This window comes from Hyphomicrobium sp. ghe19 (assembly GCF_902712875.1).
Classification (GTDB): domain Bacteria; phylum Pseudomonadota; class Alphaproteobacteria; order Rhizobiales; family Hyphomicrobiaceae; genus Hyphomicrobium_B.
In genome coordinates this window covers 4,275,783-4,299,995 of record NZ_LR743509.1, presented here as the reverse complement: position 1 = coordinate 4,299,995, position 24,213 = coordinate 4,275,783, and the positions used below count along the sequence as shown (strand labels likewise).

Here is a 24,213-nt window from a genome sequence, read left to right as displayed (position 1 = left end):
AAGCTGCCTAGCACAGCGCCGTGCCGCCATGCTAGGTGCGAGCCCTATATTGCGCTGCAGTGGCACAGCCCGTGGCGCTCATCCATAACTCAGGTTTGAAATGGCCCTTCGCAATATCGCGATCATCGCTCACGTTGACCATGGCAAGACGACACTCGTCGACGAGCTTCTGAAGCAGTCCGGCTCGTTCCGGGAAAACCAGAAGGTCGCCGAACGCGCGATGGACTCGAACGACATCGAACGCGAGCGGGGCATCACCATCCTCGCCAAATGTACGAGCGTTGAGTGGAAAGGTACCCACATCAACATCGTCGATACGCCCGGTCACGCCGACTTCGGCGGCGAGGTCGAACGCATCCTCAACATGGTCGACGGCGTCATCGTGCTTGTCGACGCCTCGGAAGGCCCGCTGCCGCAGACGAAATTCGTCGTCTCGAAGGCCCTGAAGCGCGGCCTCCGCCCGATCGTCGCGATCAACAAGATCGACCGCCCGGACGAACGGCACCAAGACGTCTTGAATGAAGTCTTCGACCTCTTTGCGAACCTCGACGCGACCGACGAGCAGCTCGACTTCCCCATTCTCTACGGCTCAGGCCGCTCGGGCTGGATGGCGCGCGATCCTGCGGGTCCGCAGGAAAATCTGGCGCCGATGTTCGATCTCATCCTCGATCACGTGCCGCCGCCGGCCGTCGACGATGGCCCGTTCCGTATGCTTGCGACGACGCTGGACGCCGATCCCTTCCTTGGCCGTATTCTCACGGGGCGCGTTACGTCGGGCACCGTCAAGCCGAACCAGCAGCTGAAGGCCCTCGACCGCGAAGGCAAGGTTCTGGAGAGCTTCCGCGTTCAAAAGGTTCTGGCGTTTCACGGCCTCGAGCGCACCCCGGTTGAATCGGCAGGCGCCGGCGACATCATCGCGCTCGCAGGCATGAGCTTGGCGAACGTCGCCGATACGCTCTGCGATCCGGCAGTTACCGAACCGCTGCCCGCCCAGCCCGTCGATCCGCCGACGCTGTCGATGACGTTCCGCATCAACGACGGGCCTTTTGCGGGCCAAGAGGGCGATAAGGTTCAAAGCCGCGTCATCCGCGATCGCCTGCTGAAGGAAGCCGAGCGCAATATCGCTATTCGCATTGAACAAAGCGACGATAACGACAGCTTCATCGTCTCGGGCCGAGGCGAGCTTCAGCTCGCGATCCTGATCGAGAACATGCGCCGCGAAGGCTTCGAGCTGACCGTGTCGCGGCCGAAGGTGGTGTTCGAGACAGATCCCGAGACCAACCAGCGCCTCGAGCCGATCGAGGAAGTCATCGTCGACGTCGACGACAACTACACGGGCGTCGTCGTGCAGAAGCTCGCCGAGCGCAAAGGCGATCTTCTCGAGATGCGCCCGTCCGGCGGTGGACGCACACGCATGGTGTTCCACGTACCGACGCGCGGCCTGCTCGGCTATCAGTCGGAGCTTCTGTCCGACACGCGCGGCACCGGCATCATGAACAAGCTGTTTCACGCCTATAAGCCGTACCGGGGTGAAATCGCCGGACGCCGCACGGGCGTGCTGATTTCCAACAGCCCAGGCGAAGCCGTCGCCTACGCCATTTTCAACCTGCAGGATCGCGGCCCGTTCATGGTCAACCCGCAGGACCGCGTTTACGAGGGCATGATCGTCGGCGAGCACTCGCGCGAGAACGATCTCGAAGTCAACGTCGTCAAGGGCAAGAAGCTGACGAACGTCCGCGCCTCGGGCAAGGACGACGCCGTGCTGCTGACCCCGCCGATGCGTCTGACTCTCGAAAAGGCGATGAGCTACATCACCGACGAAGAACTCGTCGAGGTCACGCCGAAGTCGATCCGCCTGCGCAAGCGCTGGCTCGATCCCAACGAACGCAAGCGCCAAAGCCGCAAGAGCGAAGCCGATCGCGCGAGCGGCGCTGCTTGAGGTAACGAGGGCTCATTTCCTTGTGATTTCAGGCACTCGGGAAAAATTCCCGGGTTGTCCTGAGGTATTCATCACCCAAATGACGCTTGGGTGATAGACCAAGTCATAGGAGAAGACCTGATGAAGCGTTTTGCCATCGCAGTTGGTGCAGTGATCGCGATGTCCATGCCTGCGTTTGCAGACACACCGCTCTCCGAGGCCGAGATGAAGAGCGCAACGGCCGCAGCCGCCGCAGTGGGATGCGAAGGCGGCAAGTGGGAAAAGGAATCTGAAGGCAGCGGCGTTTACGAACTCGACGATGCCAAATGCAAAGAGGGCGGTCAGTACGACTTGAAGTTTGATAAGAATTTTAAGCTGATCAACATGAGCGCCGACTAACGTCGCAAACTCATTGAATGATATTTCGGGCGGCGGCTCCTTCGGAGTTCCGCCCGTAATTTTATCTCATCAGGCCCCACTTGGGACATAAGAGGCGAGCTTCAGCTTGCGATCCTGATCGCGAAGCCGTGGCCTACGATGGCGCCGTCAGTAATCCGCGCGCTTTGCCGCTTTCAGTTTCGAAGCGTCGTATTTACGCTGCAAATGCAGCCAGAACCCCTGCGTCGTGTTGAATAGAGACGCCAGCCGAGCTGCCGTCTCCCCGTCGACGCGGCGCTCGCCCAAGATGATCTCGACCGCATCTTCGGGGGTCATGCTCATTTTCTCGGCGAATTGCCTGACGCTCCAATCGCGTGGTTCGCAGTAGTCGTACCATATGATCTTGCCGGGATGCGTGCGTATGCGCGCCATCTGTTGCCCCCTCGTAGATGGATTGGTCGCGAAAAAAGATATGGCGATCAGCATACCTTTTTGACTTGCAAATGTGCCGGCCGCATGGCTTTCGCGCCTGGAAATTCGAGCTGGAGCGTGGCCGTGCTGCGTAAATTCGTCTCCCTCGCCGCCGATGATACGATGCCCGGACCCGCGCCCTGAGAGCAACCTGCCCGGCGCCGATTTGACTTATGAGTCGACGTTTGGTTTGACTGCCGGGCGCCAATTCGGCGTCACCGGGGCAATGGGCCGAACCACCTGACAATGCCTCCTTCCATCGACACATCATTGGAGACGGCCATCGACAGCCGTTGGCTGCGGTGATCGATTGGCCCAACGGCGTAACGCCGACGCCGGCCTTCGAGCGCGCAGCCGCCTTCATGGAAGAAGAGACCGGCAACCTGTTCGTCACCGGACGCGCCGGAACCGGCAAGTCGACACTGCTCAAAGCGCTGCGCGACGCCTACGAAGACCGCATGGTCGTGCTCGCACCGACCGGCCTCGCCGCGATCAACATCGGCGGCCAGACCATCCATTCATTCTTCGGCTTTCCGCCTCGGCTCATTCAGGAAAGTGACATTCGCCGAAGCCGCAACGGCCGCGTGATGCGCGAACTCGATTTCGTCGTCATCGACGAAGCCTCGATGGTCAGATCCGATATGATGTGGGCGATAGACCGCTCACTTCGCGTCAACCGCGGACGCCCGCGCGAGCCCTTCGGTGGCGCGCGTATCTTGCTGTTCGCCGATCTTCATCAATTGCCGCCGGTCATTCAGGAGCGCGAAGTCCTCACGCATCTCGTCGAAACGCACGGAAGCCCATTTTTCTTTTCGATACCGGCGCTCAGGGAAGGAAGCGGCACGGCGCTTCTCGAACTCGACCAGATCTTCCGCCAGACCGACGACGCGCTGATCCATGTGCTGAACTCCGTGCGCGAAGGCAGCGTCAGCGACGACGATCTCGCCTTCATCAACAAGCGCGTCAGCCCGATCCGCACGCTTGCCGAAGGCGAGCCGTATGTGATCCTGACGACGACGAACGCAGCCGCCAAGCGCATCAACACCGCGTATCTCGAAGCGCTGAAAGGCCAGCCGACGCGTTTCGATGCGAATATCACCGGCGACTTTGCAACGAACGTCCAGCCGGCCGACGTCGCTCTCGAGCTGAAGGTCGGCGCCAAGGTGATGATGCTGAGAAACGATCCCGACAAGCGTTGGGTCAACGGCACGATCGCCCGCGTCTCGCGCCTGACGGATAAGCAGATCTTCGTCGAAGTTTCAGGCAAGGAATACGAAGTCGAGCAGGTCGCCTGGGAACATCGGCGTTACGCTTTCGATCAATCCGCCGAAAAGATCGTCGAGACGATCGCAGGGACGTTCAAGCAATTCCCGCTTCGTCTCGCCTGGGCTCTGACGATTCACAAAGCCCAGGGGCTGACACTCGACAAGGTCTATGTCGACCTCGGCGGAGGCACGTTCGCGCACGGCCAGACGTACGTCGCGCTTTCGCGCTGCCGGACGCTCGAAGGACTGGTTCTGGCCCGTCCTCTCACGCGCCGCGACGTTATGTTCGATCCGAGCGCGATCGGCTATCGCGATGTTTTTTCAAAACTTTGACGCATTTGAAATGAGCATCAGCCTTCGCATGTGCGAACAAGAGGGTAGGGGATAACTGCCCTTCAAGGTCGGCGTTTAACCATATTTGAGGCATAAGGACGCGCTTTAGGCATTGAAACGCGCATTTCTGGAAGTGCGAAGCAAAAACATATTGCATCGCACAATGACTTTGCATATATATCGAGCACTGGTTTCGCCATCGGGCGCCAGCCCTTCTTTGGAAGTCGCACTCAATTTATTGAAAAATTAGGAGTCACCCCAATGACCGATGCTTTTACCCGCCAAGTTCAAGACTTCACCAAGCAGGCTCAAGAGATGTTCACCGCCGGCAAGGACGCCAAGGTTCCTGAGAACATTTCCGCGTTTGCTGAGGATGCAATCGCGAAATCGCGCGACGCCTATCACAAGTTCACATCCCTCGCGAAAGACAACGCCAAGGTCGCCGAGGAAGTCCTTTTGACGACCCAGGCCGGCGCTAAGTCGATCGGCGAGAAGATCGTTGCGAACACGCTTGCCAACACGGAAGCCGCTTTCGAAGCCGCTCAGGCCATGGCACGCGCCCGCACGTTCCCGGAAATCGCACGCCTTCAGGCAAACTATTGGCAGCAGCAGTTCGCCGTTGCGGGTTCCCAGTCGAAGGAGCTCTTCGAGCTTTCGAACAAGGTCACCAAGCAGACACTTGAAACGGTTGGCGCCGCGACGACGAAGTCGTTCGAGCAGTTCAAGAGCGTCGGCTAAGCACTCGAGTATGACGACGGCCGCCATTAAGGCCGGTCGAGTGGGGCACTTCGGTCGAAAACTGGACGCGGGACACTTGTTCCGCGTCTTTTTTATTTGGGTCGCGGTCAGAACCGCTGATGCGTTTTACCCGTCTTGGCGCTAGACTGTTGGTATGCTGAACCAGAGCCTCGAGGTTTCTGTCCGCAACGCCCGGCCTGCCGACGCAGGGGAGATCGCTCAGGTTTTCCGCGATTCATGGCGGCTTGCCTACACCGGCATTCTCCCGTCTCTCCATCTCGAACGAGAAACTATACGCCGCGATGCCACTTGGTGGCGTCGCGCGATCGCGGCCGAACGAAATCTGCTCGTCGCTCTGCACGGCGACACCATCGCAGGCTATGCAACGTGCGGGCGCGCTCGTGGCGGCGGCCGTGACGGTGGCGAGATTTACGAGCTTTACTTAACGCCCGTTTACCAAGGCCTCGGCATCGGCGAACATTTGTTCGAGGCCTGCCGCGCGACGCTCGACGGCCTCGACCTGGAGCGCTTGATCGTCTGGGCGCTCGAAGGCAACGACAGGGCCCGAGCCTTCTATATCCGCTGCGGCGGCCGCCCGACGCGGCGCTCCTGCGTCCGATTTGGCAAAGTCCTCAGCACCCGCATCGCGTTCGAGTGGTAAAGGCACCATTGGCCTATGGCCAGCGGGCTGCTTTTGCCGCATGTGATGCTTGCAGGCTGTGACCTAAGCGGTCCTGGAAACGCCGCTCTTCCACGCGAAGTCCGGCCGCAAACGAAACGATTTAATTTGAGGTCCACCCATGCGTCTCGACGCAATCAGCCCCGGCAACATGCCGCCGGATGATATCAATGTCGTAATTGAAGTGCCGGTCGGCGGCGAGCCGATCAAGTACGAGATGGACAAGGCGTCCGGCGCTCTCGTCGTCGATCGCTTTCTCTACACGCCGATGCGTTACCCCGGCAATTACGGCTTCGTCCCCCATACATTGGGATGTGACGGCGATCCGATCGACGTTCTCGTCTGCAACACGCGTGCAATCGTTCCGGGCGCAGTTATCAACTGCCGCCCCGTCGGCGTGCTTGTGATGTCGGACGACGGCGGCGGCGACGAAAAGATTATCGCGGTGCCCTCGAGCAAGCTGACGAAGCGCTACGACACCGTGACGACCTATACCGACCTTCCGAAGATCTCCATCGAGCAGATCGAGCACTTCTTTGCCCACTACAAAGATCTCGAACCTGGCAAATGGGTGAAGATCGATCACTGGGGCCACGTCGACGAAGCCAAATCGCTCATTGTCGATGCCCTGAAGCGCGCCAAAACCCCCGCTTGACGGATTTGACGACGATTGCTCGCCGTTAAGGGCCTCGATCCGGTAATTATCCCGGACCTGCCCTTTACGGTCGAGCAACCGAATTGCTATATCCGCCGGGCTGAACGGCTTACCTTCGAGCTACCGGAGACGACATGAAGATCGCCGTCATGGGCGCGGCCGGCCGAATGGGCCGCGAACTGATCCGCGCGATCGCCGCCGAACCCGGCTGCAGCGTTAGCGGCGCCACCGAAACGCCGGGCTCGTCGGTCCTTGGAAAGGACATCGGCGAACTCGCGGGGCTCGAGCACCTCGGCATCGCCGTAACGAGCGACGCCGCCGCTGTTATTGCCGGGGCCGACGCCATCGTCGATTTCACCATTCCGAAGGCAAGCGTGGAATTTGCCCGGCTGGCGGCAAGCTCCGGAACGGCCGATATCATCGGCACGACCGGCTTCGACGCCGAGGCACTGGCCGCGATTGCAGACGCCGCAAAGCGGACGCCGATCGTCAAGGCCGGAAACATGAGCCTTGGCCTCAACCTCCTGCAGGCGCTGACACGCCAGGTGGCCGCCGCGCTCGGGAACGACTACGACATCGAAATTGTTGAAATGCATCACCGGGCGAAAATAGACGCCCCGTCCGGAACGGCCTTGATGTTGGGAGAAGCCGCTGCCGCTGGCCGAAAAATCGCGCTCGAAGATCATTCCGTTCGCGTCCGCGACGGACACACCGGTCCTCGCCGGGCAGGAGATATCGGGTTTGCCACGTTGCGCGGAGGCAGCGTCGTCGGCGATCACACGGTGATTTTTGCTGGCGAGGGAGAGCGCATAGAGCTGACCCATCGCGCGGCTGATCGAGGGATTTTTGCCCGGGGCGCAGTGAGAGCGGCCCTTTGGTCAAAAGGCCGCGCGCCGGGTCTCTACGCGATGACCGACGTGCTGGGTATCTAATCAGGCAATTGCCGTACGCTGCTGGAGACGCCGGGATGACGAGATGACGGACGCTCTGACAGACAACATTCTCGTGCTTGTCCGCCACGGCGAGAGCGAGTGGAATAAGCTCAATCTGTTCACGGGCTGGCGCAATCCGGATCTGACCGAGAAGGGCGTGATCGAGGCTCGCGTGGCGGGCCGGATGATCCGCGACCACCGCGTCAAGTTCGATATCGCTTTCACAAGCGTTCTGAAGCGCGCGCAGCGCACGCTCGATATCATCCTGTCGGAGCTTCACCAGCCCGACGTGCCGATCATTCGCAACGCTGCTTTGAACGAGCGCGACTATGGCGCGCTCTCGGGCCTCAACAAGGATGAGGCCCGGAAGAAGTGGGGCGAATCCCAGGTCCAGCTCTGGCGCCGCTCCTTCGACATCGCGCCGCCGGACGGCGAAAGTCTGAAGGACACACTCGCCCGCGTGCGGCCCTACTATGATAACGTCATCTGGCCGCAAATCACGGCGAGCAAGAACGTGATCATCGTGGCGCACGGCAACTCGCTTCGATCCCTCGTGATGATCCTGGAAAATCTGTCCAAGGATGAAATCCTGGAGCGTGAACTCGCGACCGGCGCTCCAATTCTTTACAGGCTCGGGGCAGACGGCAAGGCGATCGACCGCAAGGATCTGCTGCCGGCGCGCTCGCTTGCGGCGCCGCCTGAGGATCGTATTGTCTAAGCCCAGGACTGCATCGATTATCGCATCGACCAAGGAACATATCGTCTAAACAGTGCTGATCGACCCGGGGGTGAGATGGCGTTGGAAGAACTCAGTCGCGACGCGGCCGCAGAAGGCGTCAACCGCGAAAGCCCGAGCGACCACGTCATAAAAACCCGAGAGAAGCTCATCGGCGTCTATGTCGGCATTCTCGCTGTCGTTCTCGCTCTTTGCAGCCTCGGCGACAGCAATTCCCAGCAAGACGCGACCCAGCACAATATCGCCGCCGCCAATGTCTGGTCCTTCTTCCAGGCTAAGAATGCGCGCCGCCAGTCACTGCGGCTTCACGTCGACGAATTCGATGTGATGCTGAAGTCGACGCCCGCGATGCCGGACGACGCCAAAAAGCTGATCGAAGCAAAAATCGCCGACTACAAGGCGCTGGATAAGCAGCTCACTTCCGATCCGGATCGGGGCGAAGGCCTCGACGAACTCTTCGCGAAAGGTAAAGCGCTTGAGGCCTCGCGTGACGAAGCCCTGAAGCGCGGCCCTTATTTCGACTACGGTCAGGCACTCCTGCAAATCGCGATCGTGCTTGCTTCCGTTGCGCTGATCTCGGGCGGCAACCTCCTCCTTTACGTAAGCTTTGTGCTCGGCGGCTTCGGTGCGGTTCTGACCATCGGCGGCTTTACACTGCTCGTTCCGCTACCGGGCTTCCTGTCGTGACGGTACGGATGGTTCGGCCCCGGGCGCCCCAGCGAGATCGAAGCTGACGAGGTTCGTCGCGATGACGCCTTTATCGCGAATGAGCTCCACGCGCCCGCTGTAGTGTCCTGCAGGCCAAGCGTCCAAGAGGCGGCGTTTTCCGGCAAATGCAACGTACGTTGCCTTATCGCGCTCGAGCGGAGCGGCACTCTCGTCAAAAATCTCACTCCCCGGACCCGAAGCCACGAAACGCACGAGGTCGCCTTTCATCAGATTGATGAAGCGGCCGTAGAGGATGATCGCGGGCGATGACGCCGTCAGCGGAACGACGTCGCGATCGTTGATTTCGAGCGCCTCGACAGTCGGCGGCGCGCCTGCGAACGCCGCGCCGATCATTTCGCCGTTTTTATAAGGAAACGCCGCCGCGGCCGCCGGCTGCCACATCCCCGGACCGCGAGCATTGGGATCGCATTTTCCGTCCACATCCGGCAGAAATGGATCGACGATTTTCCCGTCGTGACGAACACTGATGTGGACTTGCGCGAAATCCGCCATGCCGGAAAATCCGGCCTCACCCAGCTGATCGCCGCGCTTGACGGTCTGGTTCTTGGCGACGCGCACGCTGCCCTGGCGCATGTGGCAATACTGGGTTTCCCAGCCACCCCCATGATCGAGAATGACGCCGTTGCCGCATTCCCGGCCCGCAACGTCTTGCGGCTTCGCCTTTTTGAAGAAAACGTCCGCGACGCCATCCCTCACCGCTTTGACGGTGCCGTCGGCTGACGCGAGAACGGCCACCGGTGGCTGGGTCGCCGCTGCGGAGAGCAGGCGAAAATCGACGCCGCTGTGCTTATCGTAAGTGGCCCGGCCGCACATGTAGTCCTTGGCGGTGCGCCCAGGGTCGATGTCGACGTAGTTCTGAATGAAACAGGTCTTATGGGGCTGGCAGGCAAGCGGCAGCGACAGCTCTGGCCGGTCCTCTGAAGCCGCGCCCTGGGCCAGAAGGCCTGTCAGCAGAAGTCCCAATGCCGCCGGAGCTGACCGACACCGTCGAAGCTGCATGTCACCCTCTGCGCCAAAGTGCCGTTTTTCGCGGCCGGGAGCTTGCCGCGCGCCTGTCCAAACGCTAGCACTCCCCCCGACTGATTTCCCCACCTGAGTTGGACCAAGGATTGTTAACCGATGACGACGCACAACCTTCTTTTGCTCCCTGGCGATGGCATCGGCGTTGAAACAATCGCAGAGGTCGAACGGCTCATCGGTTTCTTCAACAGCAAGAGCAATGTCGTCCGCTTCTCTGTTGACCGCGATCTTGTCGGCGGCGCGGCATACGATGCGCATGGCGTCGCGATCACCGACGAGGCAATGGCGAAGGCGGAAAAAGCCGACGCTGTGATCTTCGGCGCCGTCGGCGGACCGAAGTGGGCAAACGTTCCCTATCAGCATCGCCCGGAAGCCGGTCTTCTGCGCCTGCGGAAAGATCTCGATCTCTTCGCCAACCTTCGCCCCGCGATCTGCTACCCCGCGCTTGCCGATGCTTCGAGCCTGAAGCGCGAGCTGGTCGAAGGCCTCGACATCATGATCGTGCGCGAGCTGACGGGCGGCGTCTATTTCGGCGAGCCGAAAGAAATCGTGACGCTCGAGAACGGCGAGCGCCGCGCGGTCGACACGCAGGTCTACACCACGCATGAAGTGGAGCGGATCACCAAGGTGGCATTCGACCTCGCACGGAAGCGCAACAACCTCGTGCACTCGGCCGAAAAGCACAACGTGATGCGGACCGGCGTGCTCTGGAAGCAGGTCACGACCGACGTCCATAAGTCTTATGCGCCCGACGTAAAGCTCGAGCACATTCTCGCCGACAACTGCGCGATGCAGCTGATCCGCAATCCGAAGCAGTTCGACGTCATCGTCACCGACAATCTCTTCGGCGATGTCCTGTCCGATGAAGCCGCCATGATGACGGGCTCGCTCGGCATGTTGCCGTCGGCGTCGCTAGGCGCTCCCGATCCCAAGACCGGCCGCCGCAAGGCGCTTTACGAGCCCGTGCACGGCTCGGCGCCCGACATCGCTGGCCAAGGCCTCGCGAACCCGATTGCAACGATCGCCTCGTTCGCGATGGCGCTTCGCTATTCGTTCGACCTCGGCGCCGAAGCCGATCTCGTCGAGAAGGCGATTGCGGGCGTCCTCGATAAGGGCCTCAGAACTGGCGACATCATGCAACCCGGAATGACGAAGGTCGGCACGAGCGAGATGGGCAAAGCCATTGAAGCAGAGCTGAAGTCGCTGGCCGCCTGATCGCACGTCACAAGGTGCTCTGGATCCCGGCTCTCCGCTTCTCTGCGGCGGGGAGACAGCCGAAGAACGAAGAAACATCCCGCGCTTGGCGGCCGGCTCGCGGAACGCGAGTCGCCAAGCGCAATTAAACGCTCGGCTCGTCTTGGCAGGCGCTCGGCTGGCCCTGAATGGCCCCGCGAGCAGTCCAGCGCGGCTTGCCGTCGCCCGGACCCGGCGCTGCTTGTTCCGTTCGCGAAACGAAATAGAATTCGTAGCAGTTGGTATCGACTTTCGCGACGCGGTAGCACCCGCCCGTCTCGTCGAAATCATAGATCGTGCACAGCGTGCCTTGGGTGATCGACCAGTGCCCGCGGAGCGTCATCGCGGCTTCGACGTAGTTGAGCCGCCCGTCGCTCCCGTAGTGTTCGGTGAAATGCTTGCCGTTCGCGTAGCGGCCCTCGAGCGTCGCGTCCTTGAATCGCTGAAGCTCCGCATCGTCCAGCCACGCGCTGATCGCCAAGCTGGATGGCGAGAATACTGGAGCAGTAAGCACAAGCGCCCCGATGGCAAACATCGTAAGCGTCTTCAACGGCTTCACGGGCGGTCCCCTTTTTCTTCTGTCGCGAGCGGCGAACTGTTGCCGCTACTAAAGACATAAAATGTTTCCTTCGCGGCCGCGGACGCTTGGACGGAATGTCTCGACCCTCATTTTCCGTACGCAAAGTTCAATTAAGACCGCGTGCAGCTGCCATGCCTCGACAATCCTTGAAAATCTTGGGCTGGCCGAGTATGTGAACGCACAGGAAGACATGCATCGCGCGAGCCAAGCTCGTAGATAAAAACCAAGCTTTTCAAGGACATAACGTTATGGGCTATAAGGTCGCCATCGTCGGCGCCACGGGCAACGTAGGCCGCGAGATGCTGAATGTGCTCGCGGAACGCAAATTTCCCGTCAGCGAACTCCATGCTCTGGCATCGCGCCGTTCGATGGGCACAGAGGTTTCGTTCGGCGATCGCGTCATCAAATGCCAGGACCTAGAAACGTTTGACTTCACCGGCGTCGACTTCTGCTTGATGTCGGCAGGATCGACCGTTTCGAAGGAATGGTCGCCGCGTATCGGCGCTCAGGGAACGATCGTCATCGATAACTCGTCGTGCTGGCGCTACGACCAGGACGTGCCCCTCGTCGTGCCGGAAGTGAACGCCGACGCGATCCGCGGTTTCACGAAAAAGAACATCATCGCGAACCCGAACTGCTCGACGGCGCAGCTTGTCGTGGCGCTGAAGCCGCTTCACGATGCAGCGAAGATCAAGCGCGTCGTCGTTTCGACCTACCAATCCGTCTCCGGCGCCGGCAAGGACGCGATGGACGAACTTTGGCAGCAGACCAAAGGCAAGTACGTGCCGGGCCAGGAAGTCGATCCGAAGAAGTTTCCGAAGCAGATCGCCTTCAACTGCATTCCTCACATCGACGTCTTCATGGAAGACGGATACACGAAGGAGGAATGGAAGATGCTCGCCGAAACCAAGAAGATCTTGGACCCCAAGATCAAGCTGACGGCGACGTGCGTGCGCGTTCCGGTATTCGTCGGCCATTCGGAATCAGTGAACATCGAGTTCGAGAACGCGATCAGCCCCGAAGAAGCCCGTGAAATTCTGCGCGCTTCGCCCGGCATCGTCGTCATCGATAAGCGCGAGCCCGGCGGCTACATCACGCCCGTCGAGGCGGCCGGCGAATTCTCGACGTTCGTATCGCGCATCCGCGAAGACGCGACCGTCGAAAACGGTCTCGCAATGTGGATCGTCTCCGACAATCTGCTGAAGGGCGCTGCTCTCAACGCCGTGCAGATCGCAGAGACGATCGTGAATCAGCGCCTCGTACCGAAGGCCGCTTAAGCTCCACGCCGCTGAGTTGAGGGAGCGTCCGCAGATTTGCCGGCGCTCTCTTTTTCTCTCAGGCGGTTGAGCGTCTGAATGATCGTGCCGAGATCCTGGAGAAAACGGTCTCTTTGCGATGCTGGCAGCCCCGACAGAATGCGCTCGTCGACCTTGCGAGCAAGCGGATCGCGCGCCTTCAGAACTTTCGCACCCTCATCCGTCACCTTGACGGCATAGGCTCGCGCGTCGTCCCGCGTACGGCGGCGTTGCAGCAAGCCCTTCTTGAGCATGCGGCGGACCACGTCCGCCAGTGTCGAGCGGTCGATGCCGGTCAGCTCCACGAGCTGAGTCTGGCTGACGCCCTCATTGTTGGCGACGGTCAACAAGATAGCATATTGGCGAGGTGTTAGATCATCCTCGCCAAGTTCACTTTGGAAGATATCAGCCGCACATTGTCCGGCTCTGTGAAGAAGATGCAAAGGCGACCGTTCAAGGCGGTTGATTGTATCGCGTGCCATTCCATGCCCCAATACATTCCACCCATCTTCCCCCCCGAAAGATCCATCGAAGTTCCAAGACTCGAAATCGTGGCTCGGCGATAAGGCGAAATGATCAAACCTAAAGTTTAGTCCGGTAGTTCCTGCCAAGAAATAGCATGCGGGGTGCTCCGTCCAGTGAAAAGGCAAACGGCGTTCAAAATTTTGCGAATAACCGAAGGGAGAAAAGCCGGGCCTGCGAATTACGACGCATTCGGACCATTTTCGGCTGGGGCCTCATATTTCTTCAGGATCCCTATTTGGGCGAGCGCGAAGAGGAATGTGATCGGCATAATCCCGAAGACTTTGAACGCCACCCACGTGTCGGTGGAGAACAGCCGCCACATCACCTCGTTGAGGATCGCGAGAAATACGAAGAATAACGCCCATCTGAGCGTCAAAATTCGCCAGCCCTCTTCGGAGAGGCGCATGACGTCACCGAATACGATCTTGAGAAACAGACGGCCTGATAAGAGACCCGCGAATAGAATTGCCGCGAATAGACCGTTCACGATGGTCGGCTTGATCTTGATGAAATGATCGTCCTGCAGCCACAACGTCAAGCCGCCGAACACCAGCACGAAGACGCCGGTAACGAGCGGCATCGTAGCGATCCGCCCAAGGAGGAAGTGTGACGCCGCAAGCGAAATGACCGTCGCGACCATGAAGGCCCCGGTCCCAGCGAAGATGCCGTAGCGGCTGTTGCCGATGAAGAATACGACGAGCGGGCCAAGCTCCACGAGCAGCTTGATCAGCTGCTTGCGATCGAACTGCGGCTCGTCGCCGGAACCCGGCCCATTTTGCTGATCCGACATGTCTCTAGCCTTCAACGTTCGCCGGATCGGGCAAGCGATATTTCTGCATGAACCTGGTGAGGACCCACGCATAAAGTCCAGACACCGGCAGGACGATCGCGACCTTGAACAGGATCCAGACGTTCACACCGTCCATTTCATGACCCAAAATCTCGTACATCCGGTTTTCTTGAAAGGTCTGCCGAACGTATTCGTTCGCCGCAGCCGTCAAAAAGAAGAAGAGTGCGAAGCTCCAGGTAAACTTGTGCCAGCCTTCATCGGTGTAATGGAACGTTTTCTCGAAAACATATTTGAAAAAGTTCTGGTTCAGCCAAAGCCCGGAAATCAGGAACACACCGAACAGCGCATTGAAGATCGTAACTTTGATCTGAACCCACATCGGATCATGCGTGATGAGCGTGAGAGCCGCAAAGACGATCGTGACGCTCGACGCGATAAGCGGGAAAATCGGCGGCCGATGGAACATGTAAAGCATCACGCCGATGGACAGGAACGTCGTGCCGATCAGCGCCCAGGTCCCCGCATTGATGCCGAAGAAAGCATTGATGACGAACATCGTCACCAACGGGCCGAACTCGCTGAGAATGTTGATCGTCTGCTCGGCGTTGAATGGAAAAAAGCGCTTGCGTGCCTTCATCAGTGGAGGATTCCCGATATTTAAGTCTTGGGTCATATGGTGTTCCGTTCCCCGCGAACTCAGATGCCTGCGATGGCCTGCGCAAAATCCGCTGCCGAAAAGGCCTGCAGATCGTCCGCTCCTTCTCCCACGCCGATGGCGTGCACCGGTAAGCCGAACTTGGCGGCGATCGCAACAAGAATGCCCCCGCGAGCCGTCCCATCGAGTTTCGTCATGATCAAGCCTGTCACACCGGCCCGGTCCCGAAAAACCTCGACTTGGTTCAGGGCGTTCTGACCTGTCGTCGCATCAAGCACAAGCACAACGTCGTGCGGTGCGCTCGGATCAAGCTTCTTCAGAACGCGTGTGACTTTTTCGAGTTCTTCCATAAGCACCTGCTTATTTTGCAGCCGCCCGGCCGTATCAAGTAAAAGCACATCTGCGCCAGTCGCTTGCGCCTGCTTCAAGGCGTCAAAGGCGAGACCTGAAGAATCTCCGCCGACTTCGCGCGCAACGACGGGAACGCCCGCGCGCGCGCCCCATACCTTCAACTGGTCGATGGCTGCCGCACGGAACGTATCACCCGCGGCGAGCACAACCGATTTTCCTTCCGACTTGAATTTGTTGGCGAGCTTGCCGATCGTCGTCGTCTTGCCCGTGCCGTTGACGCCGACCATCATGATCACATGCGGTTTATGCGACGGCTCGATGACAAGCGGCTTGGCGACGGGCGTCAGCACCCGCTCGACCTCCGTCGCGAGAACGCTTCGCACCTCGTCGGCGGAAATGCCCTTCTCGAAGCGCCCCTTGCCGATGGCGTTCGTGATCCGGCTCGTCGTCTCGAGACCGAGATCCGACTGAATCAAGAGATCTTCGAGATCGTCGAGCGTATTGGCGTCGAGCTTTCGCTTCGAAAATAGATCCGTAATGCCGGACGTCAATTTCGATGACGTTTTGCCGAGCCCCGACTTCAGCCGTTGAAACCAGCTCTGTTTCACAGGCGGTTCGGCTGCCGGCGCAATGTCTTTGGCGACGGCGACCGGCGGAGCGGCGTCCGGAGCGTCAGACGAAACAACGTCATCGCTGCGTTTCGCGTCTTGTTCAGGGGCAGGCTCTGACGCACTTTTAAAAAAGCGGCCGAAGATCCCTTTGCCTTTTTCCTTGGGTTCGCTCACGCGCAAACCTCGCCGACGAGCCGTTGCGCATCCGCGCGCTTGATGTGCGCGTTCACGATCGCGCCCGCGTCGTGAATACGCTCGCCCTGCATGAGCACCTCTGCAAATTGCGGCGTGCGTCCATTGCCGTCGCGTTCGACCAGCACTTCAACCACCTTCCCGCGTTGGCTTTTGAGATATGAAGCGAGCACCTCGCTGCCCTTGGCGCGAAGCTTGGCTGCGCGCTCCTTCACGATATTCCCCGGAACTTGCGGCATACGCGCTGCAGGCGTCCCTTGGCGAGCAGAAAATGGAAACACGTGAAGATACGTAAGTCCGCATTCATCGACGATGCTGTGAGAATTTTCGAACATGTCATCCGTTTCAGTTGGAAACCCCGCGATGAGATCGGCGCCGAACACGATGTCGGGCCTGAGCTTCCGCGCTTTCTCGCAAAACGCGATCGCGTCGGCGCGCAAATGCCGCCGCTTCATTCGCTTCAACGTAAGATCGTCGCCGGCTTGTAGCGACAGATGCAAATGCGGCATCAGCCGCTCCTCTTCGCCGAGCGCAATCATCAGATCGGCATCGGCTTCGACTTGATCGATCGACGACAGGCGAAGGCGCACAAGTTCCGGCACATGCTTCAACACCTGCCGCACGAGCTGACCAAGTGTCTGGGCACCCGGAAGATCGCGGCCATAAGACGTGATGTCGACACCCGTCAGCACGACTTCCAAGTATCCACGCTCGACAAGCCCGCGCACCTGCGTGACGATTTCGCCAGCTGGCACCGAGCGCGACGGACCGCGGCCGAACGGAATAATACAAAACGTGCAGCGATGATCGCACCCATTCTGAATCTGCAAATACGCGCGCGTGTGGGAATGAAAACCGTCGATCATATGGAGCGCCGACTCGCGCACGCTCATGATGTCGTTCACCAGAACCCGCTCGCTCGTCGACGTCGACAACCCGGTGAAGGTCTCTGCCTTCATCTTCTCGCCATTACCGATGACGTGATCGACTTCAGCCATATCGGCAAAGCGGTGAGGCTCGATTTGCGCCGCGCAGCCGGTAACGATAATGCGTGCGTCCGGTCTCGCGCGCCGCAGCCTGCGCACGGTCTGCGCGGCCTGGCGGACGGCTTCGCCTGTCACTGCACACGTATTGACGATGACGGCGTTATCAAGCCCCGCCTCGCGTGCATGACGCCGCATAACCTCGGATTCATAAACATTCAGCCGGCAGCCGAGCGTTATCACTTCGGGTTCGGACATAAGCTTCGTCGTCGTCCTTTTGAGAGGCGCTCGCAATAGCGAAGCCGGCGTCGGACTAAACCGACGCCTTTGCCAATTTGGAAAAATCGATCGCGCCCTCGTACTCGAACTCCACGGGGCCCGTCATCAGGATGTGGTTATTGGCCGCCCACTCGATCGTGAGATCGCCGCCGGGCAGGGTTACTTGCACGCGGCGACCGGTGAGCCGCTTCCGGGCAGCCGACACCGCCACGGCGCACGCCGCCGAGCCGCATGCCAACGTTAAGCCCGCTCCGCGCTCCCACGTTCTGACGAGAATGGATTCCGAAGACGTCACATGAGCCAGCGAGATATTCGCACGCTCCGGAAAAATCGGATGGTTCTCGAGCAACGGCCCAAACCGGCCGAGGTCATAGAGATCGAGATCATCGACCCAGAAGATCGCATGCGGATTGCCGACATTGACGACGGACGGAGAATGCAAGACCGGATTATCGATCGGCCCGACTTGGAGCTCGATCGCCCGCGTGTCGCGAAATTCTTCCGCCAGCGGAATATCCTGCCACGAGAATTTGGGCTCACCCATATCGACGGTTATCGACGCCTGATTTTTGACGACCGTGTCGAGAACGCCTGCGCGCGTTTCAACTAGAAAGCGCTCGCCCGCGCCGCCTTGGGCAAGAAACCAGCCGACGCAGCGCATGCCGTTGCCGCACGCTCCGGCTTCCGATCCATCGGCGTTATAGATGCGCACGAACGATAGGGTGCCCGCCGTTTTGGGCGCGTGCAGAACCATCATCTGGTCGAACCGCGAAATACGATCCGCGGCAACCGCCGCGACTTCTTCGGGCGTGAACGTCCGCGAGCTGCTGCGCAAATCGACAACGACGATCTCGTTGCCGAGTCCGTTCATTTTGAGGAAGGGAAGTGTCGTTGCGGTATTCATGTGAGCCTATATGGCGAGAAGCGCAAAAAATGACAATCGGAACAGGGTCACGGATCGGAAAGGCCGCGCTATGATCGATATTCCGGCGATTACCTTGTCCTCGTCGCGGAACAAACGTCCTCCCTTGCCCGTTAGAGTGCCGCAAATGCTTGTATTAGTTGAATGAACTGCGAGCGTCGCTCAAATCCCATGAGACCATAAATGGCGCAACCATCGTCGAACCCGCTCCTTTTCAAGATCGCCTTAGCCCGCGCACGTCCTTGCTATTGCTACGGTTGTATTTGCCTCACCCCCGACGAACGGGCCTATGAGCGCCGCGTTTTCAACTTGGCGCGCGCCTGGGGCAGGCAACACAGGCGACGCACCCCCGCATTGCAAAGTTAGCAATTAGGCCGGCCGGACAGTGTGACAGGGGCGCAAGCCGGCTCGAGTTTCTGCAGTGCGCGCCTTGCCGCAAATAACGAAAACCCGCACAAGTACCGCTCTAGGCATCCGGGACAGGGTTTTGGGGAATGAGGGTTTTCGCGCGCATCGCGGCGACGGTCGGCTTAGCTGCCGTCATCACGATAGGAGCAGAAAGCGGCGCGTCGGCCGAAAGCCTTCTCTACGCTCTCAAAGTCGGCGTTCTCGCCCATGACGTGCCGGACCTCTGGAGCGGCTTCCAGGTCGAGCACAACGCCGTTGACATCAACATCGAAGCCCAATTTGCAGCGGCCTGGGCGCTCCCCTGGGGCGCCATCCGGCCGGTGGTCGGCGGCTCGATCAACACCCGCGGCGATACCAGCGACGGCTACATCGACGCTCGCTGGCAAGGCGATTGCCCGTCCGGCCTATTCTTCGGTCTAGGCTTAGGCGCTGCTATCCATGACGGCGAAATCGGCGGACCGGGCTCCGATCCCGACAAGAAATGGCTGGGCTCGCGCGTCCTGTTCCACATCCCGATGGAAGTTGGTTACCATCTCGACGCGCATTCCGACATTTCGGTCTATTTCGAGCACATGTCGAACGCCTACACCCAAAAATTCAACGAAGGCATGGACCGCATCGGTCTCCGCTACGGCTACCGCTTCTAACCGCGCGTGCGGCCGGCTCCGCGTGGAGGCGTCGCACCCGCCTCCAAAGTTGACATTTTCGCCCCTTTCCCCCATACCCACGCCATTCCGACGGCCCTGAACACAGAGCCGCCGCTCTGCACATGGCCTTTTTTCGCGAAAAGCGTCCGGGAGGCAGGGGGGTTAACATCCGGCGGCGCGTGGCGCTCCCGGGTGCGTTTGTGCTTTGCGCGCGATACGGATTTGCGCATCGGACGGACGTTCCCACATCTAACGTCATCCCGGCGAAGGCCGGGATCCATCCAGGCCCCAGGCTTGGGCGGATCCCCGCCTGCACGGGGATGACGACCGAAACGAGTTGGCAAGAACGGGTTTGCAAGGCTGAATGTTTCAGAGTCTCTCAGATCGCCTCTCAGGCGTCCTTGATAAGCTGACCCGACGCGGCGCGCTGACCGAAAGCGACGTCGTCGAGGCCATGCGCGAAGTTCGCCGCGCCCTTCTCGAAGCCGACGTCGCGCTCGATGTCGTCAAGGATTTCACCGAGAAGGTCAAAGCCAAGGCCGTCGGCGCCGAAGTCCTTCGCTCCGTCACGCCCGGCCAGATGGTCGTCAAGATCGTCAACGACGAGCTCGTCGCGATGCTCGGCTCGGATGCGCAGCCGATCGACCTGCACGCAGCCCCGCCCGTCGGCATCCTGATGGTCGGCTTGCAGGGCTCGGGCAAGACGACGACAACCGCCAAGATCGCCTACCGCCTGACGAACCGCGATCGCAAGAAAGTGCTGATGGCGTCGCTCGACACGCGGCGACCGGCAGCACAGGAACAGCTGCGCGTCCTGGGCGAGCAGACAGGCGTCGCGACGCTTCCGATCATCGCAGGCCAGAACCCGCTTCAGATCGCCCGTCGCGCCGAAGACGCCGCCAAGCTCGGCGGCTTCGATGTCATCATTTACGACACCGCCGGCCGCGTGACCGTCGACGAAGAGCTGATGGATGAGGTTCGCGACGTCAAAGCCGCGATCCACCCGCACGAAGTTCTTCTCGTCGCTGACTCGTTGACCGGCCAGGACGCCGTCAACACCGCGAAGGCCTTCGACGGCCATATCGGCGTGACAGGCATCGTCTTGACCCGCGCCGACGGCGACGGCCGTGGCGGCGCCGCACTTTCGATGCGCGCGGTAACCGGTAAGCCCATCAAGCTGATCGGCGTCGGCGAGAAATGGGACGCGCTCGAAGATTTCCATCCGGGCCGCATCGCCTCGCGCATTCTCGGCATGGGCGACGTCGTCTCGCTCGTCGAAAAAGCCGCTCAAACGATCGACGTCGAAAAGGCGACGAAGATCGCCGAGAAGATGAAGAAGGGGTCGTTCGACCTCGAAGACCTTTCCGATCAATTGCAGCAGATGCAAAAGCTTGGCGGCATGGGCGGCGTGCTTGGCATGTTGCCGGGTGTCTCCAAGATCAAAGGCCAGATCAACGAAGCCGGTCTCGACAAAAGCCTCGTTCATCAGCGCGCTATCATTTCGTCGATGACGCCGAAGGAACGGCGCAATCCGAAAATTCTCGACGCCAAGCGCAAGCGCCGCATCGCGGCGGGCTCGGGCACCAAAGTCGAAGAGCTGAACAAGCTTCTCAAGATGCACCGCCAGATGGCGGACATGATGAAAACCATGGGCCGCAATGGCGGCATGCTGAACAAATTCCTCGGGCGCACGGGCGGCGGCCCTTCCGAGGCCGAGATGCAGGCGATGCAGGCCGATCTCGCAAAGCTCGACCCGAAGGCGCTCGAACAGCTCCCCGCGGAACTCAAGGAGCAGGTCGCCAAGGGCCTGACCGGCGGGTCCACGCCGAGCCTTCCATCCGGTCTCGGCCGCGGCCTTCCGGGTCTCGGTGCGGGACTGCCGAGAGGCCTTCCAGGCCTCGGCGGCGGAATGCCGAAATTCCCCGGGCTTCCCGGAAAGAAAAGATAACGCTCTAGACCAACTCAACAACACATTCGATTTGAACAGGAGAACAGAACTATGTCGGTCAAAATTCGCTTGTCGCGCGGTGGCGCCAAGAAGCGTCCCTACTACTACGTCGTCGTTGCCCACCACACGAGCCCGCGCGACGGCCGTTACATCGAGCAGATCGGCACCTTCGATCCGATGCTCAAAAAGGACGATCCGAACCGCATCAAGCTCGTTGAAGAGCGCGTAAAGCATTGGCTGAGCGTTGGCGCGCAGCCGACCGATCGCGTTCTCCGTCTGCTCGACGTTACCGGTCTTGCCAAGCGCGAAGCATCGGTCAATCCCGAGAAGGCGAAGCCGAAGAAGAAGGCTCAGGAGCGCGCCGCTGCAGCTGCAGAGAAAGCCGCCAAGGCTGCCGAAGCCGCACAGGGCGAGACCGCCTAAACCGCGAGTTGAACCGCGAACTGAGGCGCGAGATATTTCGTGTTTCCAAAAACCTCTCGAGTGCGACTCGGGAGGTTTTTTCGTTGCAGCTCTCACTGGCCCGAATTTTGGAGCACCACCTCTGGGTGAGTGGGAGAGGACCGCAATGATAGAGTGGAATGCCGCAGATGGCCTGTATGAGATCACGAGTGAGCGCGAGCGCAAACCGGCACATGCATTCGAGCGATTCATTTTGATACGCCGCAAAGGCCGGCTGTTCGGCGCGGATCCTCAAGGCAGGGTCTACACGGGTGAGCTGGATTCACACCCGAAGCAGCCAGCATCGCGAATTTTCCTGCGCGGCACTTACAAAATTCCGCTGCGCTATCGATCGGCGCGTCACCCCGCGCACTCCAGGCCGAGCTATGCCGTACCGATAACCGGCGAAATCGATCCCTACGCATTATCTCAGAATGCGACAGTCTTCGTCGGCGGCAAAAAGATAGATATCCAGATCACCTATCTCTGCCCCTTGCCGAGCCAGTAGGCGCCCCGCAACAATAGAACCCGAAAATAAAAACTGCGGCACCGCGCGATTGAAAATATAACGCCGCTTGCAACCCGAGACTTGGCTGGAACCTCCATTGCCGAATAGCAAGACCCTGAACCGAATCCTCGTCGGCGAAATCTCCGGCGCTCACGGCATCCGCGGCGACGTCCTTGTCCGCGCGTACACCGGAGCCCCCGAAGCCATCGCGTCCTACGGCCCGCTAACCGACGCGACGGGACAGCGAAGTTTCACGCTCCGTGTCGTGCGGGTGACGAGCAAAGGCATCGTCGCGCGAATTGGTGGGGTTGAGGACCGCAATGCGGCTGAGCCATTGCGCGGAACCAAGCTGTACATAAACCGCGATAGATTGCCGGAACCGGAAAGCGCGGAATATTATTACGCCGATCTCATCGGCCTTCGCGCAGTGGCAGGCGACGGTAGCGCACTCGGAAAGATCGTCTCCGTACAAAATTTCGGCGCGGGGGATTTACTCGAGCTGAAACCAGGCGACGGCACCGAGACCGAGTTCATTCCGTTCGAAGATAGATGGGTCCCGGCAGTTGATCTTGCGGCCGGTACCATAGTCATCAATCGCCCCGTATTGACCGGAAGCGACGATGAGGACGCTGAGGATCTATCCGAAGGCCCGGAAGAATCGGACGTATCGGGCAAAGACGATCACTCCTAGACGGGGCAGCCCCTCGCGAGCTTCGGCAGATCTCCGGTAACGCCCGCGGCCTCGGCGATTATGAAATCCTTGAGGCTCGGCAGACGGTCGAGTACTCCCAGCGCCGCGCCACGGCCTGCTCTGAGCACGATATTGTCGACGGCGAAGGTGCGATTGAGGCTATCGTAAAGCGTCGCTGACATCGTGGAATCGAATCGGCGCCAGCGCTGATAACGCTCGAGATGCGTGCCGTTGCCGAAATCGATTCCGAGACGGCCGGCATCCGCCAAAACTTCGATCATCGCGGCCGCGTCTCTGAGAGCCAGGTTGACGCCTTGTCCGGCGATCGGATGCACGCCATGCGCCGCATCGCCGACGAGCGCGAACCGCGGCGCGATGAGCCGCCGCGCAATGCGCACATCGAGCGGCCAGGACTGGCGACGCCCGTCGAGCGTGATCGCGCCGAAACGACCGCCAATGCGCCGATCGAGTTCAGCCAGAAAATCATCGTCATTGAGAGCCGTCATCCGCGCCGCTTCGTCTTTGTCGGCGCTCCAAGTGATGCAGGCGCGATTGTTCGGCAACGGCAGGATCGCGAATGGACCGCCCGGCAAGAAGTGCTGGATCGCGACGCCACCATGCGGCTCTTCGAATTTCACGCGCGCCACGATGCCAGTTTGCGGATAGGCCCAGCCGATCGTCTTGATGCCGGCGTCGTCCCTGAGCTTTGAATTTCTTCCGTCGGCGGCGATGGTGAGCTGAGCGCTGATCACCCTCCCGTCGCGAAGCGTAAGTTCGCTCGAATATTCTCCGAGCAACATGCCATCGACGTCCGCCGGAGCGATCCAGCTGACGGATGGATCATTGGCGACCGACTTGTAGAGCGCCGCCTGAAGCGACGTCGCCGGCACGATGTAGGCGGCGGGCGATCCGTCCTTCGTGTGCGCGTCGTAAGTGACCCGCGACGGCCTGAAGGCGTCGTCGATATTCGAATCCGAAATCTCGATCGATGTGACGACCTGAGCGTCGCTGCTCACCGCATCCCAGACGCCGAGACCCTCGAGGATTTTCTTTGTCCCCGCCCAAATCGCAAACGCCCGGCTGTCGGACCCGGCGGGCGTCGCCGCGGGATCGGCGCGCTCGATGACGGCAATTTTGATATCCGGCCCAAGGGCCTGAGCGAGCCCCCGCGCAACCGCCAAGCCCGCGAAGCTGCCGCCCGCAATCGCCACATCAAATTTCAAAACACGCACCACCGACGGCACCACCGGACTGAATTGCCGCGACAGCAACTTGCTTTTCGCGGACGCCGTGACAGCCT

At 60.2% G+C, this 24,213-nt stretch carries 26 protein-coding genes; 16 read left to right on the top strand and 10 right to left on the bottom strand.

Translation table 11 applies throughout. The features are described from left to right. Nucleotides 1–100 precede the first annotated feature (100 nt). A complete protein-coding gene (gene typA, locus AACL53_RS20390; RefSeq protein WP_339086441.1) occupies nucleotides 101–1,939 on the top strand; it encodes a translational GTPase TypA in 1,839 nt (612 codons plus the stop codon). Nucleotides 1,940–2,059: 120 nt separating this feature from the next. Next, a complete protein-coding gene (locus AACL53_RS20385; protein ID WP_339086440.1) occupies nucleotides 2,060–2,317 on the top strand; it encodes a PepSY domain-containing protein in 258 nt (85 codons plus the stop codon). A 147-nt stretch (nucleotides 2,318–2,464) separates the two neighbouring features. On the opposite strand, the gene AACL53_RS20380 is transcribed toward AACL53_RS20385, so the two are convergent. After that, on the bottom strand, nucleotides 2,465–2,728 hold the full coding sequence (locus AACL53_RS20380) for a HigA family addiction module antitoxin (RefSeq protein ID WP_339086439.1): 264 nt from the start codon (nucleotides 2,726–2,728) through the stop codon (nucleotides 2,465–2,467). A 341-nt stretch (nucleotides 2,729–3,069) separates the two neighbouring features. Here AACL53_RS20380 and AACL53_RS20375 point away from each other — a divergent pair, with 341 nt between their 5' ends. The 7 genes from AACL53_RS20375 (at nucleotide 3,070) to AACL53_RS20345 (ending at nucleotide 8,792) form a co-directional block, all read left to right on the top strand. Next, nucleotides 3,070–4,365, top strand: a complete 1,296-nt coding sequence (locus tag AACL53_RS20375; RefSeq protein WP_339087005.1) for an ATP-dependent RecD-like DNA helicase — start codon at nucleotides 3,070–3,072, stop codon at nucleotides 4,363–4,365. Nucleotides 4,366–4,626: 261 nt separating this feature from the next. Further along, nucleotides 4,627–5,103, top strand: a complete 477-nt coding sequence (locus AACL53_RS20370; protein ID WP_092868809.1) for a phasin family protein — start codon at nucleotides 4,627–4,629, stop codon at nucleotides 5,101–5,103. Between the two features lie 154 nt (nucleotides 5,104–5,257). After that, nucleotides 5,258–5,764 (top strand): GNAT family N-acetyltransferase, encoded by a 507-nt coding sequence (locus tag AACL53_RS20365; RefSeq protein WP_339086438.1) that lies wholly within the window; start codon nucleotides 5,258–5,260, stop codon nucleotides 5,762–5,764. A gap of 139 nt (nucleotides 5,765–5,903) precedes the next feature. After that, nucleotides 5,904–6,437: an inorganic diphosphatase gene (ppa, locus tag AACL53_RS20360; protein ID WP_339086437.1), complete on the top strand. Its 534-nt coding sequence runs from the start codon at nucleotides 5,904–5,906 to the stop codon at nucleotides 6,435–6,437. A gap of 134 nt (nucleotides 6,438–6,571) precedes the next feature. Continuing rightward, nucleotides 6,572–7,369 (top strand): 4-hydroxy-tetrahydrodipicolinate reductase, encoded by a 798-nt coding sequence (gene dapB, locus AACL53_RS20355; RefSeq protein WP_339086435.1) that lies wholly within the window; start codon nucleotides 6,572–6,574, stop codon nucleotides 7,367–7,369. 55 nt (nucleotides 7,370–7,424) lie between these two features. Then, nucleotides 7,425–8,087: a 2,3-bisphosphoglycerate-dependent phosphoglycerate mutase gene (locus AACL53_RS20350; protein ID WP_339087004.1), complete on the top strand. Its 663-nt coding sequence runs from the start codon at nucleotides 7,425–7,427 to the stop codon at nucleotides 8,085–8,087. Nucleotides 8,088–8,162: 75 nt separating this feature from the next. Then, nucleotides 8,163–8,792, top strand: coding sequence for a DUF4337 domain-containing protein (locus AACL53_RS20345; RefSeq protein ID WP_339086434.1), 630 nt, complete (start codon nucleotides 8,163–8,165; stop codon nucleotides 8,790–8,792). Here the strand turns inward: AACL53_RS20345 and AACL53_RS20340 are convergent. Then, a complete protein-coding gene (locus AACL53_RS20340) occupies nucleotides 8,772–9,833 on the bottom strand; it encodes a M23 family metallopeptidase (RefSeq protein ID WP_339086432.1) in 1,062 nt (353 codons plus the stop codon). The genes AACL53_RS20345 and AACL53_RS20340 overlap by 21 nt on opposite strands. Before the next feature lie 120 nt (nucleotides 9,834–9,953). Between AACL53_RS20340 and leuB the strand changes: the two genes are divergently transcribed. Then, on the top strand, nucleotides 9,954–11,069 hold the full coding sequence (gene leuB / locus AACL53_RS20335; RefSeq protein ID WP_339086431.1) for a 3-isopropylmalate dehydrogenase: 1,116 nt from the start codon (nucleotides 9,954–9,956) through the stop codon (nucleotides 11,067–11,069). A 124-nt stretch (nucleotides 11,070–11,193) separates the two neighbouring features. On the opposite strand, the gene AACL53_RS20330 is transcribed toward leuB, so the two are convergent. Then, a complete protein-coding gene (locus AACL53_RS20330) occupies nucleotides 11,194–11,646 on the bottom strand; it encodes a hypothetical protein (protein WP_339086430.1) in 453 nt (150 codons plus the stop codon). 269 nt (nucleotides 11,647–11,915) lie between these two features. On the opposite strand from AACL53_RS20330, the gene AACL53_RS20325 reads away from it, so the two are divergent. Then, nucleotides 11,916–12,944: an aspartate-semialdehyde dehydrogenase gene (locus AACL53_RS20325; protein WP_339086428.1), complete on the top strand. Its 1,029-nt coding sequence runs from the start codon at nucleotides 11,916–11,918 to the stop codon at nucleotides 12,942–12,944. Here AACL53_RS20325 and AACL53_RS20320 read toward each other — a convergent pair. The 6 genes from AACL53_RS20320 to dapF all read right to left on the bottom strand — a co-directional run bounded on the left by AACL53_RS20320 (nucleotide 12,941) and on the right by dapF (nucleotide 18,252). After that, a complete protein-coding gene (locus AACL53_RS20320) occupies nucleotides 12,941–13,444 on the bottom strand; it encodes a MarR family transcriptional regulator (RefSeq protein ID WP_339086427.1) in 504 nt (167 codons plus the stop codon). The two genes, AACL53_RS20325 and AACL53_RS20320, sit on opposite strands and share 4 nt — an antisense overlap. 221 nt (nucleotides 13,445–13,665) lie before the next feature. Beyond that, on the bottom strand, nucleotides 13,666–14,277 hold the full coding sequence (locus tag AACL53_RS20315; RefSeq protein ID WP_339086425.1) for a septation protein A: 612 nt from the start codon (nucleotides 14,275–14,277) through the stop codon (nucleotides 13,666–13,668). Between the two features lie 4 nt (nucleotides 14,278–14,281). Continuing rightward, nucleotides 14,282–14,914 (bottom strand): septation protein IspZ, encoded by a 633-nt coding sequence (locus AACL53_RS20310; RefSeq protein WP_339086423.1) that lies wholly within the window; start codon nucleotides 14,912–14,914, stop codon nucleotides 14,282–14,284. 59 nt (nucleotides 14,915–14,973) lie between these two features. Further along, nucleotides 14,974–16,068, bottom strand: coding sequence for a signal recognition particle-docking protein FtsY (ftsY, locus tag AACL53_RS20305; RefSeq protein ID WP_339086422.1), 1,095 nt, complete (start codon nucleotides 16,066–16,068; stop codon nucleotides 14,974–14,976). Beyond that, nucleotides 16,065–17,327 (bottom strand): tRNA (N(6)-L-threonylcarbamoyladenosine(37)-C(2))-methylthiotransferase MtaB, encoded by a 1,263-nt coding sequence (mtaB, locus tag AACL53_RS20300; RefSeq protein WP_339086421.1) that lies wholly within the window; start codon nucleotides 17,325–17,327, stop codon nucleotides 16,065–16,067. Before mtaB ends, ftsY begins: the two co-directional genes overlap by 4 nt. A 55-nt stretch (nucleotides 17,328–17,382) precedes the next feature. Continuing rightward, nucleotides 17,383–18,252: a diaminopimelate epimerase gene (gene dapF / locus AACL53_RS20295; protein WP_339086420.1), complete on the bottom strand. Its 870-nt coding sequence runs from the start codon at nucleotides 18,250–18,252 to the stop codon at nucleotides 17,383–17,385. 512 nt (nucleotides 18,253–18,764) lie between these two features. Here dapF and AACL53_RS20290 point away from each other — a divergent pair. The 5 genes from AACL53_RS20290 to rimM all read left to right on the top strand — a co-directional run bounded on the left by AACL53_RS20290 (nucleotide 18,765) and on the right by rimM (nucleotide 22,913). Next, a complete protein-coding gene (locus AACL53_RS20290) occupies nucleotides 18,765–19,325 on the top strand; it encodes an acyloxyacyl hydrolase (protein WP_339086419.1) in 561 nt (186 codons plus the stop codon). Nucleotides 19,326–19,689: 364 nt separating this feature from the next. Then, a complete protein-coding gene (ffh, locus tag AACL53_RS20285; RefSeq protein WP_339086418.1) occupies nucleotides 19,690–21,273 on the top strand; it encodes a signal recognition particle protein in 1,584 nt (527 codons plus the stop codon). A gap of 51 nt (nucleotides 21,274–21,324) precedes the next feature. Then, a complete protein-coding gene (gene rpsP, locus AACL53_RS20280) occupies nucleotides 21,325–21,696 on the top strand; it encodes a 30S ribosomal protein S16 (RefSeq protein WP_339086416.1) in 372 nt (123 codons plus the stop codon). A 145-nt stretch (nucleotides 21,697–21,841) separates the two neighbouring features. Then, nucleotides 21,842–22,222, top strand: coding sequence for a hypothetical protein (locus tag AACL53_RS20275; protein WP_339086415.1), 381 nt, complete (start codon nucleotides 21,842–21,844; stop codon nucleotides 22,220–22,222). Nucleotides 22,223–22,319: 97 nt separating this feature from the next. Then, a complete protein-coding gene (rimM, locus tag AACL53_RS20270; RefSeq protein ID WP_339086414.1) occupies nucleotides 22,320–22,913 on the top strand; it encodes a ribosome maturation factor RimM in 594 nt (197 codons plus the stop codon). Here the strand turns inward: rimM and AACL53_RS20265 are convergent. After that, nucleotides 22,910–24,184 (bottom strand): FAD-dependent monooxygenase, encoded by a 1,275-nt coding sequence (locus tag AACL53_RS20265; protein ID WP_339086412.1) that lies wholly within the window; start codon nucleotides 24,182–24,184, stop codon nucleotides 22,910–22,912. The two genes, rimM and AACL53_RS20265, sit on opposite strands and share 4 nt — an antisense overlap. Nucleotides 24,185–24,213 lie beyond the last annotated feature (29 nt).